The organism is Paenibacillus wynnii (assembly GCF_030812855.1).
In the GTDB taxonomy this organism is placed as follows: domain Bacteria; phylum Bacillota; class Bacilli; order Paenibacillales; family Paenibacillaceae; genus Paenibacillus_AQ; species Paenibacillus_AQ wynnii_A.
The window spans coordinates 242,293-258,051 of sequence record NZ_JAUSTK010000002.1 but is presented as its reverse complement, the minus strand read 5'-3'; the positions used below and the strand labels follow the sequence as shown (position 1 = coordinate 258,051).

Below are 15,759 nucleotides of genomic sequence, written 5' to 3'. Positions count from 1 at the left end.
GGCACACCGTACCCCTGAGGTAATAACGACAAATTCCGGGTTTTTATCAGGCGGTGCCTCTATTTAACATCCGAAGGGTGAGATGCTGGTGAATGTTAGAACATTTTTAAAGTTTGTTGAGATTCAGACAAAGGTTGCCAGTATGATTCCCTTTCTATTGGGGACCCTTTATGCCCTGTATCGGTTTGATGACTTTTATGTGCTGCGTGCTCTATTTATGTTCGTGTCACTGCTGAGCTTTGACATGGCGACAACGGCAATTAATAACTATTATGATTTCAAAAAAGCTTCAAAAAAGCACGGTTATGGGTATGAAACGCATAATGCTATTGTTCATCACAAGCTGAAGGAGAGCGTGGTAGTTGCAACTATTGTGATGTTACTGCTGCTGGCAGCGGGCGGAGGGATAGCGCTGGTTACGCAGACGGGACTCCTTGTTTTCCTCCTAGGGGGATTATCATTTCTGATCGGGATCTTATACTCTTTCGGGCCGATACCTATTTCAAGAATGCCGCTCGGAGAGCTGTTCTCAGGCCTCTTCATGGGCTTTGTAATCATCTTCATCTCTGCTTATATCCATACCGATGAGAGTGTGGTAGCGCTTCTAATTCAGGAGGGCTGGGTCAACCTGCATGTTAATATCTTGGAGGTTCTCTATCTTTTCTGGTTCTCTGTCCCGGCGATCCTGGGCATTGCCGGAATCATGCTTGCTAATAATATCTGCGATATTGAAGATGATATCGAGAATCGCAGATATACTCTTCCAGTCTACATCGGTAAAAAAAACGCGATTATGCTGTTCAAACTGCTCTATTATGTGTCTTATCTGGATCTCATCGTTCTCCTGCTCCTTGGTGTGAATGTAGCGCTGGTACTTTTAATACTGCTGACCCTGATTCCGCTCCGGCGTAATATTTCTGTGTTTGCTGAGAACCCGGACAAAGCTACAACCTTTATCCTATCCGTTAAAAACTTCGTTCTAATGAATGCTGTGCGTATCGCAGTTCTAGGTGCCGCTGTGTTACTTAAAACTGTATGAATCCATAATTAGGGAAGAGGTGTGGGTGATGAAGCAAAAACTTCGTTGGGGAATCATGGGTTGTGCCCAAATTGCGACAGGATCAGTTATGCCAGCGATTGCAGAATCTGAGAGTGGAGTGATTCAAGGAATAGCCAGCCGCGGGCCTGAGAAAAGCGGCGCTGTAGCCGCAGAGTTCGGAGTGAAGAGTGCCTATGGCAGCTATGAAGAACTGCTTAATGATAAGGAGATCGATGCTGTTTATATTCCGCTGCCCAATCACCTGCACCGGGAGTGGGTTATCCGTGCTGCGGAAGCCGGCAAGCATGTACTGTGCGAGAAACCTATAGCGCTTAGCAGCAGTGAAGCTGCTGAAATGGTAGATGCCTGCAATAAAGCGGGCGTCCATCTGGCAGAAGCCTACATGTATCGGCATCATCCGCGGATTTCCGAGGTGCAGGCGCTGATTGCAAACGGTGAAATTGGGGACCTTCGGTCCATCCGGGGGACTTTCACCTACAATGATGCCGCAGATACTACTAATATTCGCTTCCGATCGGATTGGGGCGGCGGATCATTATATGATATCGGCTGTTATCCGTTAAGCGCAGCACGGTTGCTATATGGTGTGGAGCCGGAAGCGGTGACGGTGCATGCTATTTTCTCTCCCGAGCATGACAATGTGGATATGATGGCCTCGGGTCTGGTGGAGTTTCCAGGTGGCCTGAGTCTGATTTTTGACTGCGGAATGTGGGCGTATAACCGGCAGTTTCTGGAGATCACAGGCACGGAAGGAAGAATAGAGATCCCCATGCCGTTTAATGCCAGATATGAGGATGCTGACTTTTCTGTACATACTGCAGACGGTACGCGTCTCGTGAAAGCAACGGGGTCCAATCCTTATGTTAATCAGGTGGATAATTTCGCAGCCGCTGTCTTTGGAGGTAGACCTCTATATAAGCCGGAGGATGCGATTTCCAATATGATTCTGCTAGAAACCTGCCTTCGCTCAGCCAAAGAACGGGTAAGACTTCCTCTTTGATAAATGCCGTCAAATATGGACATTTGTTGCGGATCTAAAAAAAAGGGCTCAAAACCCAGTATTTTCTTAGACAGCCCGCGAAATACAGGGTAAAATATTGCGTAACCGTATCTTCTTGGGATACCTATAATCATTACGCACTCTTCCATTTATCCAATATTCGTGTACTGATCCTTCTAAGAAATGCACTGCAGCGATTGTGATAATTATTTTAATGGGTGAAGAGGTTGACAGATGGATCAAATGGGAATCCACTATAATAATTGGATTGTTCTCTTATCATTCGTATTAGCGGTAACAGCGGCTTATTCGGCTATTAATCTGATTTCGCAAGTATCCCATTCGATGGGCAGAATTCGGAGTCTATGGCTTTTATCAGGATCATGTGTGTTGGGCAGCGGTATTTGGGCCATGCATTTTGTCGGTATTTTGGCGAGCCGTATGCCCTTTCAAGTCGGTTATCATCCGGGTATGGCCTTTTTGTCTATGCTGGTTGGAATGCTTGCCTGTTACTTGGCGCTCCGGCTTTCTTTTTCACCTTATCCTAAACAATGGCAGCTTATTATGAGTTCTATTTTACTCGGAGCCGGCATTTCCGGAATGCACTACATAGGTATGTCCTCTATGGAGATTGAGGCAACCATTCATTATAGCTTACTTACACAGACACTTTCGTTCATGATCGCAGTATTATCTTCCTACATGGGGATTTATTTATTTACAAGGTTCAAGGACGATCGAGCCTTCAGCAGATGGAAGCTCTTTTCTGCACTTTGCATAGGTATTGCAATAACGGGTATGCATTACACCAGCATAAGTGCCAGTCACTTTGAGTATGATGTATGGCTGAGCACCAAGCCATTCCTGATGCAGACGGATGTGGTTTTACTGACGGGGGTTTCTCTCGTAACACTGTTTATGTTCACGATTTCCGGTGGAGCCGTATTTTTGGATCGACATGTGCTTGAACGCATGGCCTATCATGATCCGTTGACAGAACTGCCGAACCGTCACGGCTTGGAGAGGTATTTTGAGAGTGATTTTTTCAGAGGGACTTCCGGTGCGGTGTTTTTTATTGACCTGGACCGCTTTAAGTCAATCAATGATACTTTGGGTCATGATATCGGTGATATGCTGCTGCAGGAGGTTGCTGGCAGGCTTGAGAGGTATATCGGTGAGAATGGGAAGGTATTCAGGCTGGGTGGCGATGAATTTTTGATCGCTCTTCCTCACTGTACTTTAGAAGAGGCAGGAGAAAGTGCCCAAGGTGTTTTACAGGAGGTCAAGAAACCATACACTATTGAGGGTAATGAGCTGTATGTTACCGCTAGTGTGGGGATTAGCTTAACTCCTGTTCACGGAACAGATCGTTCTGCACTAATGAAGGCTGCGGATACCGCATTATATACCTCTAAGGATTCCGGAAAGAACAAATTCAGTGTGTTTGACCTAGAGATGAATCGCTACCAGGTGCGTCGGATGTCCCTGGAGAAGGATTTGCGTAAAGCACTGGCCCGATCAGAGTTCATGGTGGTGTATCAACCCAAATGGGATTCGCTCACAAATGTCACGGTCGGCCTTGAATCACTGCTGCGCTGGAGACATCCGGAGCACGGTATTATCTCTCCGGTAGAATTTATCCCGATTGCAGAAGAGACGGGTCTTATTGTACCCATTACGTATTGGATGCTGCATGAAGTCTGCAGTCAGAATATGCTTTGGCACAAGGAAGAGGTTGCGACTGTTGCAGTATCAATCAATATGTCGGCACGTATGTTCGAAGGTGAAAGCCTATATGACATTGTTGAAGAGGCCTTGACTCGTTCGGGTCTTGCCCCTCATTTTCTGGAGCTGGAGATTACAGAATCGATTGCCATGAACAATATGGAAGAGACCGTAGTGCTGCTGTCCAAACTGAGGAAGCTCGGAGTAAGGGTGTCACTAGACGATTTCGGTACCGGGTTCTCATCCTTAGGCAGCTTAGATGAAATACCGATCAATACGCTCAAGATCGATCAGGTATTTATCCGCAAAAGCAAGATGCACTCCAAGAAGGCCATTATCAGTAATATTATTGCGATTGCGGCTAACCTTAACATGGAGGTTATCGCTGAAGGTGTAGAGACGACAGAGCAGATTGAACTGCTGCAGTCACTGGGCTGCACGGTCATGCAGGGATACTACTATGGTAAGCCCATGCCGGTGAATGAATTAGGACAGTGGTTTTTGGATAAAAAAGCCGTCTAAAGCATGAACAACACATGATTATAAGCTGTGGATTTCTTGAGTATACATAGATCGCTTGTTGTAAAAGTGGGAGGGAGCTCCCATATTTACTACAGAGCGGTCTTTTTAGTCTGGAAAAATCACCTGAATAATGCCGCATCGTTAGGAGTCACCATATTTCTTTCCCCATTTTTCGCTCCATTCTGAATAACTCAATCCAGTGACTTCCTCCAATGTTTTACCGTCCACTGAATAATAACTTCCAGCCATGCCTTCCACATCGGGAAAAGAGTATCCGCCAATAACTTTACCCTCGGAGAGCATTACATATACATTGGTCTTTGCGTGATATATCTCATCCAAAGGATGATCAGAAACAGTGAAGCCATATATGATTACTTTTTTTCCAAAATATAAATCAGGCTCTGCCTGTTGAACGCCCCATGCCTGTTGAAAGGGCAGCGATTCCGTAGATCCGAAAAGCTTGCTCTTATCCAAAGTGTAGCTGTAAACTTCACCTAGTTGGAAATCCACATCATAACCTTGCTCCTCCACGTATTGTCTGGCAATTTTCTCATCACCAGCGACCTGGCGGCCGCATCCCACAAAAATTAAGGCAAATAAACTAATCAGAATCCCATAATATAAACGCCTCATTATTAGACCCCCCATTTGATAAAAACTCCTAACCAGTATACTGATTGAAATATTTGAAGTTTCATAATTCTACCAACAGCGCCAAGAAAGGCAACCTATAAATACGGGCTGCCTTTCTTGGCGATTAATGAGTGGTCCTATTGCATTGGGATCAGGTACCGCAAAAAGTACGGTAAGGACGGGCTGACGATTCAGGCAGTGTGCAGTACTCTGCTTGTTCAGGTAAGTGCTCGTAGGGGCTCGAAAGTGCATCCAGAAGCCGCTCCATCACGTTGTAGTCTCCTTGGTTCACCGCGGAAGCTAGGGCTTCTTCAACCCGGTGGTTTCGAGGAATCAGCGCGGGATTACTGCTGCGCATCAATTGGTGCGAAGAGGCTTGCGGCTCCTGCTGCCTGCCCAGTCTCGCCTGCCACAGCTCCAGCCACTGCGAAAATTCAGGGGTACCAGACAAAACCGTATCCTCAAGCTTATCAAAAGTAAATGCGCGGAAGGTGTTGGTGTAATCCGCACGATGCTTCTGCATCATTTGGAGCAGGCTCTCAATGAGGGATTCATCTTGCGGCTCTTCATCAAACAATCCCAGCTTAGCTCTCATTCCCGTAAGCCAATTACGGTTAAACTGCTCACCAAAATCCGAGAGCGCGTCCTCAGCCAGCTGAACGGCCTGATCCTCGTCGTCATGCAGCAGCGGCAATAGGGTTTCAGCGAATCTGGCAAGATTCCAAGCGGCAATCTGGGGCTGATTACCATAGGCGTAGCGTCCGTGAATGTCAATGGAGCTGAATACCGTTGCCGGGTCATAGGCATCCATGAATGCGCAAGGACCGTAGTCAATGGTTTCTCCGCTAAGAGCCATGTTATCGGTGTTCATCACCCCGTGAATGAAACCAACAAGCTGCCATTTGGCAATTAGCACGGCCTGACGCTTGATAACTTCCTGAAGAAGGCGAAGATAGCGATTCTCCTCAGCATCAATTTCTGGAAAATGCCTTTGCAATGTGTAATCGGCCAGGGCTTGAAGATCCTCGGCAGTGCCCCATTTCGAAGCGTATTGAAAGGTGCCGACCCGAAGGTGACTGGTAGCTACCCGGGTCAGAATTGCACCGGGTTGTTCGGTGTCGCGGATGACGGGTTCACCGGTTGCTACCACCGCTAAACTGCGGGTGGTAGCAATACCAAGGGCATGCATGGCTTCGCTGATAATATATTCTCGCAGCATCGGCCCAAGTGCAGCCCGGCCGTCTCCTCCCCGGGAGTAGGGCGTTCTTCCTGAACCCTTAAGCTGAATATCAAACCGCTCTTCTGCGGGAGTGATCTGTTCCCCAAGCAGCACAGCCCGGCCATCCCCTAACATGGTGAAATGCCCGAATTGATGCCCAGCATAAGCTTGAGCAAGAGGGGAAGTACCTTCGGGTACCTCATTGCCAGCGAAAACCGCTACGCCATTACTGCTTTTCAGCGATTGGACGTTCAACCCCAGGGAGGTTGCCAACGGATCATTAAGAATGATTAACTTAGGCGATCGTACAGAAGTAGGGTCCTGCTTTGTAAACATCGATTGCGGCAGACGAGCATAGCTGTTATCGAGATTCCATCCTGTTGCTAGGGTCTCCGTTTTCTCTGTAATTGGTCTCTCCTCCTTTATCAAACAAAGAGCGCTTTTAGTGTTTGCACCTACCTATTTATTATACCCTCTAAACGAATCAGCCGTTTACCGTAGCTTGCTGGCTTTTCTGAATCGCATGCATGCCCATGATTACGGCAACAAGCTCGTAAGTATCCAAAAATCCGCTTTTATTGTTCAGATGAAAGGCGCCTGAAGAAAACCAGTTGTTTATTCGTTCAAATTGGGCAACAAGTACTCCGGATTCATCGGCTATCTCATATTCCTTCGAAAACGCAGGAGAAGTAATCTCGTATTCACCTCGCCCATGGGTCTCATAAGTAAATTTCTTGGTAAAAAACGAAAGTCTGCTTCTTAACACACCTATCTGATCTCCGTCGACATTGGCAACCTCCCATTTACCCGAAAAAAATGGAAAACTTCCTTTGTACAGCAGATGGCCGTTCTGCCCATACACATCGATCGAAGAACTGAAGGCACTCTTCAAATCGACATGACCGACGTCTTCTTCCTTTTCGTTGAGAATCTCCGTAATACCGGTACTAAAAAACTTATCCCGAAAGTATAGATTCATACACTCGCCTCCCTTTGAAATCAATACGATGCAAAAAGTGTAAAGTTACACTTATGCGGACTCAGAATCCGTTATTCACCAAATCGGCGCTATAACGAAGGCTTGCGGACTCAGGTGCTCTTAATTACTAAAAACACCTCAGTTCTAACGCCATTCCAATGCAATAACGTCTCCACAGTCGCATAGTATCCCGAGAGTTCGATTGTAGAGGAATCGCATCCTGTTGAGATTAGTGTGTTAGGGAGCGAGCGGTATCGAATACTCAGTAGAGAGCAGCAGGTGTGCAAGACCATACAGCGAACAAAACCAGCTAAATAGTATGTCAAGTTAGAGCCATTGGGCAAGCAAAGTTGGTCCATGGTATATGGAATATAAAAAAACCTCTCCTTTGAAATGGTTATGTGGTAACTCCATTTTAAAGGGCGGTTTCTTTTTGTGGTTGTAGAAAGATCTGTAGAAACTTTTCCCACTTAATCAGCGGAGAGGACGGACTGATTGTGGAAAAGCGGCAGCGTTCGCCCGAAAGTTTTCCGAAGGAAAACTAGCTTCGAAAGCATAAGCTGTCTCCGGATTTTTACCGCTAAGGAAAATAAATAAAATCTGGAGACAACAGCGATTGGAGCAACGTTCCGTTCGCGGAGCGTCCTCACCAACGCCCACGCTGATCCTACTCAAAAAAGAAAGACCGTCCCAGCCATCTTCATGACTAAGGGACAGTCTTTCTTTCGTTACTATCATCAGATTCCTTACACTTTGAACTGGTCTACCAGGAGCTGGAGCTTGTCCGCCATGGAGGATAGGAATGCGGATGAAGCCTCTACTTCTTCCATCGCTGCAAGCTGCTCTTGTGAGGATGCCGACAGGCTCTCTGCTCCAGCCGCGGTTTGATTGGAAATGTTCACGATGTTCTGAATAGATTGGACAAGCCCATCAGAAATCGTGGCCAGCTCGCGGACCGTTGTGGATATCTGCTGGCTTTGAGCAGCCATTTCAGATACGGAATTTTCAATTTCGGAGAAGGAATGTCCTGCGGACACAATCATCTCTTTGCCTTGGCCCATCTCATGGGTGGAACGCTTCATGTTTTCTCCGGCTTTATCCATCTGGCTCACAATCAAGCCTACCAATTCACCGATTTGACCGGCTGACTTGGCAGAGCGTTCTGCCAGCTTTCGTACAGAGTTTGCAACAACAGCGAAACCGCGACCTTCTTCGCCGGCGCGTGCAGCTTCAATGGCAGCGTTCAGGGAGAGGAGGTTAGTCTCTTCGGCAATACTGGCAATCGTACCTACAATACTCTCAATCTCCTTGGAATGGCTGGATAGGGACTCTATAATGCCCGACAGATGCATGATGCTCTCATTCACAACCAACATTTGGCCTGTGCTGGAATCGATAGCCTCCCGGCCTGTTCGTGCTTTTTCTGCGTTGCTGACGGCGTTATTCATTGCTTTGTCAGCATTTCCGGCGATTTCCACAATAAAGCGCGACATGTCTTGTAATGCCTGGTAGCTGCCCTCTAAATCTTGCAATTGGGTTTGTGATCCCTCGGCCAATTCAATGGTAATATTGACGCTATGCTCGCCTGCCCGGTTCGTTTCCTGGGCACTAGCAGATAGCTCCTGTGACGATGAGGCTACTTGTAAGGAGGTATCATTCACTTCCGAAATGAGTCTTCGCAGACTTAATGTCATATCATTAAAGTCACGTGCAAGCGTACCGATCTCGTCCTTGCTGCTAAATAGAATCGGATCATGAGTAAGATCGCCTTTGGCAACGAGATTAACGGATGTAGACAGCTTCGATAGTGGACTAACCATACGGCGGATCAACAGATATGCGATCAGAATAGCGATAATTAGAATAGTAGACCCTATAATAAAGGGCTGAATAATAATATCCATGGTCCGTTCCTGAATCAGGGGTCCGTCGAAATTAATAGCCATTAAAGCAACAATAGGTTTAGTGGGATCGTGGTCCTGATATATGGGTCCGTAGCCTGTTTTGAGAGAAATACCTTCATATGTATATATCTCGGAGTATGTGGAGTGCTTCATGGTTGTGATCATTTTCTTGTCTTCTTCGCTGAAATAGAAGGAATCTCCAGCCTTATAGCCTCTCTTCTGGAAGCTACTGTCGGCGGCTAGAACCTTTCCATCCAGGGACAGGATGAAAGCTTCCTTGAAGATTGGTTTGTGCTTTATAATCCAGCTGATCCGATCTTCAATGGCTTTGAGCTTGCTGTTATCACCCGCTGCCAGAGCGGCGATATCCATTGGATCAATAAGGCCTGTAGTGATATTGGCGCATCCTACCAATTCAATTCCGGCAGCCTCATCAACCTGATTATGAGCGGTCCGGTATCCGAAGAACCCTATGGATGAACCCACAAGCAGTAAAACAATAAGCATCATCCATGTTAATTTAGTTGCCAACTTCATTCTTTATCCACCAGCCTCGATATTTTGTTTTCAGTGAATCTTATATCACTGCTACGATTATAGCGTATCAGTGTAAAGAGAGCATTAGCATCATTGTTGTGTTTTTGTGTCGGATTATGCTCTTTTCTGTAAGAGTGACTGATATTTTCAAAGTATAAGGCAAATGCTCGTGGAATGTATATATAAATTGTGGAGGGCTAGTATAACTCAAAGATTGAAACCTTATGTTGTAAGATGGTACGCTTAGAATATAACTTGCAACCGGGAGCTGAACAGGATGTCGCAACAAATGGATCCGCTGGTCGAGAGTATAGGATTATCCATGTGGAGAGTTCAACGGAAGATTATATGCGAGATGAATACTCAGAAAGAGCTGGGCCTCACCTTTCCTCAATATTCTCTTCTTAATATGATTGCCAAGGAAAAGAAATCACGGGTTATACAGCTGGCAGATAAGATGGATGTCAAATCGAGTGCAGTTACGGTTATGCTGGATCGGATGGAAATACTGGGCCTGATCAGCCGTGAAACGGACGAGAATGATCGAAGGGCCGTTGTAGTTAAGATTACTGACAAAGGTCAACGCATTCAAACGGAGGGGAAACGTCGCTCCGAGATGCTGCTTGGTCAATATTTATCTATTCTAGAGCCGGATGAACTGAGAAGGTTTGCCGAGTACTTCGAAAAGATAGTCAATCAAGAACCTTAGAAAGCTGCAAGAGGTTATAATAAAAAAAGAAGGCCATGCCCCAACTGGGTGCATGGCCTTCTTCAGGTATTTATCGTTTGTCAGGCAGTTGGGTGACATAGCTATCAGATAGCTGCAGCAGTCTTAATGCCCGGTTATACTCATCCTCCGTTGCCGCAGGCTTCTTACCTCCAGCGGCAAGAGGATATTGAGTGTTATCCTCGAAGCTGTTGCCGGGGATCATTAAGCCCGAGGTGCCGATAAAGGAACCAGAGGGCAGATAATATCTTTCCGGTAGAATATTATAAGTCTCGGTTAATAGATTTTGACCGAAATGCAAGTAGTTCTCCAGGGAAACGCCCAACAGTCCGGCGGCAGTAGGCAAAATATCGATTTCTCCGCCAACTTGTTCCAGAATCTGCGGTCCCGTATTCCCTCCGCCATGAATAAGGAGCGGAATATTGGTCATGTGGGCGTAGCTGTATTCATAGCCGTAAATTTCACTCATCAACTCTTTGTCATCATGATCGAGCGAGTAGATGGGCAAGCCCATGTGATCTCCATAAATCATGATCACGCTGTTATCCCAAATACCGTTCGCTTTCAATTCCTCAACAAATTGGCCGAATGCTTCATCTGCATAATTTTGTGAGCGAATATAATCGCCAACAAAGGTTCCCTCGTAACGCTCCGGCAGCTTCATCCGGTATTTTTCTTCCGGAATCGTGAATGGATGGTGGGCTGACATGGAAATGACCTGAGCATAGAAGGGCTGTCCTTGCGTGCTCATCTCCTTGAGCTTATCAGATGTTTTGTGATAGAGAACATCATCAGAGGCTCCGAAGAAAAAGACATCTTCATCCCCGAAAAACTTATGATCATAATAATGATCCCAACCTAATGAACTGTACAGCTCACCCCGGTTCCAGAACTCGACATCATTCGTATGGAATGTTGCGGTCTGATAACCGTTCTCCTTCAGCAGTCGCGGCAAGCTTGGCAGTTCTTTGTCCACATAGGCCATAGTCGCAGCTCCGCGGGGAGGAATATAGAAGGAAGTATTCACTACGAACTCGGCATCGGAGGTATTCCCCTGACCAACCATTTGATAGAAGTTAGGGAAATATAGACTATCCTCCATAAGATGGTTAAGATTCGGTGTTACTTCCTGTCCGTCTAATTTTAGCCCAAGCAAGAAACTTTGGAAGGACTCTAATTGAATAATAATGAGGTTTTTACCTTTAGCTGCACTTTGCAGCTCCGGCTTCACTGTAGGGCTTATGCCCTTTAGTTTATTGATTGCTTCCTGGGTAATATCACTTGATTTTACGATGTCTGTTTTTTCATTCGCGAAAATAGTATAAGCTTCATAACTCAAAATACCCATTTCCTGCGCTTTTTTAATTTCATTCATACTGGCCTGATTAGGAAGTATATTGAAGAGACACAGCCCCAGTGAGATAATGAATACCACAGAAACAATACCTTTCCGGCCTTGCTGGTTAATCTTTCTCTTCAAATCCCGGCCCTTCTTATTACGTAAAAAATAATAGCCCAACACAATAATATCCAAGAAGATGAGTAAATAATAAGGATCCATAAGCGAGAATACGCTGTTTCGAACTGCGGTTACCTGATTTACCTGCTCTAGAGCATGGTAGGTGACGATGACCCCATAATATTTGAAATACATAATGGCGGCGAAGAATATCGCAGTTACCAGCAAATTAACCGTCATGTAATACCCGAGCTTCCGTTTGGAGGAGAATCGTTCAATGATGCAGAACAGCGCCCATACGAAAGGAATCTCTGTAAGTAATGATTTCCACGGGAGCATATCCCCGAAAATGACACCCCAGGCCAAAAAGCTTTTTAGAACAAAAATTAGAGTGAAAAATATAAAGGGTTTCACGATCCAACGTTTACCGTTAATGAATGACACGGCCTCGCCTTCTTTCTACATGATGAAACGCTGGTTTTAGACTTCATTAGCAGCGCAAAGCATGGAAATTCCATGGTAATAAAATTTATTATGAAGCGCCATCCCTCGAATGTCAAAATCAGTGAAGTTAAAAGGGCTAATACGAATCATAGCGTATTTAAAATTATACAATGTTCGGCGGAGGGAGAATAGGGCATGAATTACCCAGTTATGATCTCGGTCAGAGCGCTTGTGGAATATTCGTTCCGCAGCGGCAGTATTGAATCCGGCTTCCACACTGCCGCCTCCATGGCAGAGGGTACCCGGATTCATCAAAAGATACAGAAGCAGTATAAGGAAGGCGACCGAAAGGAAGTTTACTTGAAGGCGGAAATTCCTTATGGTGAGCTGTTATTCATAGTGGATGGACGTTGTGACGGCCTGTTAATTTCGGATACAGGACAGCTTATAGTTGAGGAAATTAAGTCAACCTCAGAGCCGCTCGACAGGTTGGGTGAGGGTCGCACCGTACATTGGGCCCAAGCGCTTATGTATGCTTATATGGTATCGACAGAACAAGGCCTCTCCTCGATAGAGGTGAGATTGACTTATGTGCAAAGCGGAAGTGAAGTGCAGATAAGTCTGAATAGGACTTTGACTCTGGAGGAACTGAATATTTTTGCAATAGATACGGTATCCCGATATGCGCGGTATGCGGAGCTGCTGCTTCAACATAATCAACATAAGGAGAACAGTGTCCGCATGCTGAACTTCCCCTTTCCGGCCTATCGGGAGGGGCAGCGGCTTTTTGCAGGGGCCGTGTATAAATCTGTCTCAGAAGGTGTGAATTTGTTCGCTCAGGCTCCAACCGGAATTGGGAAGACGATGTCTACTTTATTTCCGGTCATCAAGGCGATGGGGGAAGGGCGGGCACGGGTTCTTTTCTATTTAACAGCAAAGACAGTTACCCGAATAGCAGCAGAAGAAGCTATTGCCCTTTTGGTTTCACAAGGAATGCATCTTCATGCCATTTCGATTACCGCTAAAGATAAGGCGTGTTTCCGCGAGGAAGGACTCTGCACGAAGGAATACTGTCCATTTGCAGATGGTTATTATGATCGGATTAACGAAACGTTGATCGATCTGTTGGAGCATGAGACCCTGATGACGCGGGATATTGTAGCCCGGTATGCACGAAAGCATACGGTCTGTCCCTTTGAGCTGTCGCTGGATGCGGCTTATGCCTGTGATGCCATAATCTGTGATTATAACTATATTTACGATCCAAGGATCAGCCTGAAGCGGCTGGTGGAAGAGAGCAAGAACGAGACGGTGCTGCTTGTTGATGAGGCTCATAATCTGGTGGACCGGGGGCGGGAGATGTTCTCGGCGTCACTCCGCAAAGCTCCGTTTCTAGGATTGCAGCGATCTTTCAAGGGTGTAAACCATGGACTCAGTATGGCCGCAAAAAATGTTAACAGCTTTTTTATAGCGCTCCGTAAAAGCTGTAATGAGGAAGGCCAAGGCCAATGGATCACCTATCCCGAAGAGCTGCCTTTCCTATTGGAGGCTTTTGCAGAGGAGGCAGAGCGGGAGCTTATAGTACCTTCTATTGTGATAACCTCTCAGACAGCAGATGAGGGTGAAGAGAGCTTGCTGGATACTTATTTTGCGGTACAAGCCATGCTGCGGACCTTCAAAACCTACGATGAGCGATACCTTACCTATGCCGAGGTCCAGCGCAGCGAGGTATATCTGAAGCTTTTCAATCTAGATCCTTCCTATCTTCTGCAGCAGACGGCTAAGGGGTTCCGCAGCCAAATCCTGTTCTCAGCCACACTTTCACCATTGTCCTATTACAGAGATATGATCGGAGCCAAAGAGGATGATTACAGTCTGATCGTGCCTTCACCCTTTCAAAGGGAGCAATGGACGGTCTCGGTGCTTCCCCTTTCTACGCGGTATCATGACCGGGATAAGTCCTTAGTTCCTCTCGCAGAAGCACTGAATGACATGGTATCTGTGAAAGGGAACTACCTCGTATTTTTCCCCTCATATTTGTACTTGCGGGATGTGTATGAAGTCTTCAGGGAGAGTTATCCTAGAATAACAACTCTTGTTCAGGGTACGGGGATGAGTGAACAAGAAAGAGAGGCCTTCCTTGCGGCTTTCCAGGCGGGCAATGAGGAAACTCTGCTTGGCTTTGCTGTGCTTGGGGGAATCTTTTCAGAGGGAGTGGATTTGCCGGGTGATCGATTGAACGGAGTGATGGTGGTAGGTGTCGGATTACCCCAGCTCGGACTGGAACGTAATCTGCTTCGGCAGTATTTCAATAATCAGGGGAAAAATGGTTTTGATTATGCCTATGTCTACCCGGGTATGTGTAAAGTATTGCAGGCCGGAGGCCGGCTGATTCGCACCGAACAGGATACGGGAGTCATTATGCTGGCAGATGACCGTTTTTTGCAGAGTCCTTACCTGATGCTGCTGCCGGAGGAATGGAGAAACTACCGGGTCATCAAATAACAACGTATATTAAATGAAAAGTCAATTCATTAGAGATTCACGGGAGGTTAAACCTATGACACTTAAGGTTGGAATTATCGGTACAGGTTGGTTCTCTAAAGTACACGCGGATTTACTGGCAGCTATGGATGATGTGCAAGTGCAGGCTGTATGCGGCAGCAGTAAAGAAAAAGGGGAGGAAATGGCCAACCCATATGGTGCAGCAGGGTATGGGGATACGACCGAAATGCTGGATGCAGAGAATCTGGATGCTGTGTATATTTGTGTTCCTCCACATTCCCATGGAGCCATTGAACGATCCATTATTCGTAGGGGTATTCCCTTTTTTATAGAAAAACCGCTGGGCGCAAGTACGGTAATTCCGGCGAGTCTGCTTGAGGATATCAAAGAGCGTCAATTATTAACCTCGGTGGGTTACCATTTCCGTTATCAGGATAATATTACCCGGCTGAAGGAGCTTTTGCGCGAAGATAAAGTAGGTATGATCGTAGGACAATGGATGGGCAGCATGCCAGGTGTAGCCTGGTGGCGTAATCAAGAGCAATCCGGCGGGCAATTTACAGAGCAGACTACACATATTGTGGACTTGCTGCGGTATCTGGGCGGCGAAGTAACCGAGGTGTACGGAATGTTTGGCAACCGGGTTGTACATGAGCAGCATGACAATGTAAGTGTATCGGATGTAGGTACGGTTTCGCTAAAGCTTGAAAGCGGCATCGTAGCTAATATTTCCAATACATGTGTGCTGCCGGGAGAAGTAAGCCGCGTAGGTCTTAGTTTTTATAATGACCGCGGCCTGCTGGATTGGAATCCGGAGCGGCTGCTGGAGGTGCGGAGTGGAGACAGTACCGAGCATGCAAATTCCGGTGATCCTTACCTTAAAGAAAGTGAAGCTTTCCTGCACGCAGTTCGCACCGGAGACCGCTCGCGAATCCTTTGCGATTACGAGGACGGTTATAAGACCTTGAAGGTGACTTGTGCAGCTTATGATTCTGCGGAATCGGGGCTTCCAGTAAAATTATAAAAAAAGACACGCCTCCTC

At 46.4% G+C, this 15,759-nt stretch carries 11 protein-coding genes; 6 read left to right on the top strand and 5 right to left on the bottom strand.

Annotation, left to right across the window (positions count from 1 at the left end; translation table 11 throughout):
• The first annotated feature begins 88 nt into the window (after positions 1-88).
• The 3 genes from menA (at position 89) to J2T20_RS03080 (ending at position 4,307) form a co-directional block, all read left to right on the top strand.
• A complete protein-coding gene (menA, locus tag J2T20_RS03090; protein ID WP_307585459.1) occupies positions 89-1,039 on the top strand; it encodes a 1,4-dihydroxy-2-naphthoate polyprenyltransferase in 951 nt (316 codons plus the stop codon).
• A 28-nt stretch (positions 1,040-1,067) separates the two neighbouring features.
• Entirely contained in the window at positions 1,068-2,060 is a 993-nt protein-coding gene (locus tag J2T20_RS03085) for a Gfo/Idh/MocA family protein (RefSeq protein WP_307585457.1), read from the top strand.
• Positions 2,061-2,294: 234 nt separating this feature from the next.
• Positions 2,295-4,307 (top strand): putative bifunctional diguanylate cyclase/phosphodiesterase, encoded by a 2,013-nt coding sequence (locus tag J2T20_RS03080; protein ID WP_307585455.1) that lies wholly within the window; start codon positions 2,295-2,297, stop codon positions 4,305-4,307.
• Positions 4,308-4,448: 141 nt separating this feature from the next.
• On the opposite strand, the gene J2T20_RS03075 is transcribed toward J2T20_RS03080, so the two are convergent.
• From J2T20_RS03075 to J2T20_RS03060, 4 genes are all read right to left on the bottom strand, one after another.
• On the bottom strand, positions 4,449-4,943 hold the full coding sequence (locus J2T20_RS03075) for a hypothetical protein (RefSeq protein WP_307585453.1): 495 nt from the start codon (positions 4,941-4,943) through the stop codon (positions 4,449-4,451).
• A 151-nt stretch (positions 4,944-5,094) separates the two neighbouring features.
• Positions 5,095-6,570 carry a protein adenylyltransferase SelO gene (locus tag J2T20_RS03070; protein ID WP_307585779.1) on the bottom strand — a complete coding sequence of 492 codons (1,476 nt, stop codon included), beginning with the start codon at positions 6,568-6,570 and terminating at the stop codon, positions 5,095-5,097.
• 76 nt (positions 6,571-6,646) lie between these two features.
• Entirely contained in the window at positions 6,647-7,141 is a 495-nt protein-coding gene (locus J2T20_RS03065; protein ID WP_307585451.1) for a hypothetical protein, read from the bottom strand.
• A 746-nt stretch (positions 7,142-7,887) separates the two neighbouring features.
• A complete protein-coding gene (locus tag J2T20_RS03060; protein WP_307585449.1) occupies positions 7,888-9,582 on the bottom strand; it encodes a methyl-accepting chemotaxis protein in 1,695 nt (564 codons plus the stop codon).
• 277 nt (positions 9,583-9,859) lie between these two features.
• On the opposite strand from J2T20_RS03060, the gene J2T20_RS03055 reads away from it, so the two are divergent.
• Positions 9,860-10,291 carry a MarR family winged helix-turn-helix transcriptional regulator gene (locus tag J2T20_RS03055; protein WP_307585447.1) on the top strand — a complete coding sequence of 144 codons (432 nt, stop codon included), beginning with the start codon at positions 9,860-9,862 and terminating at the stop codon, positions 10,289-10,291.
• Positions 10,292-10,361: 70 nt separating this feature from the next.
• Here the strand turns inward: J2T20_RS03055 and J2T20_RS03050 are convergent, their stop codons facing one another.
• Complete coding sequence (locus J2T20_RS03050) at positions 10,362-12,212, bottom strand: LTA synthase family protein (RefSeq protein ID WP_307585445.1); 1,851 nt, start codon at positions 12,210-12,212, stop codon at positions 10,362-10,364.
• Positions 12,213-12,407: 195 nt separating this feature from the next.
• Here J2T20_RS03050 and J2T20_RS03045 point away from each other — a divergent pair, with 195 nt between their 5' ends.
• Entirely contained in the window at positions 12,408-14,717 is a 2,310-nt protein-coding gene (locus J2T20_RS03045; RefSeq protein ID WP_307585443.1) for a helicase C-terminal domain-containing protein, read from the top strand.
• Positions 14,718-14,772: 55 nt separating this feature from the next.
• Positions 14,773-15,741 (top strand): Gfo/Idh/MocA family protein, encoded by a 969-nt coding sequence (locus tag J2T20_RS03040; protein WP_307585441.1) that lies wholly within the window; start codon positions 14,773-14,775, stop codon positions 15,739-15,741.
• Positions 15,742-15,759: the final 18 nt, after the last annotated feature.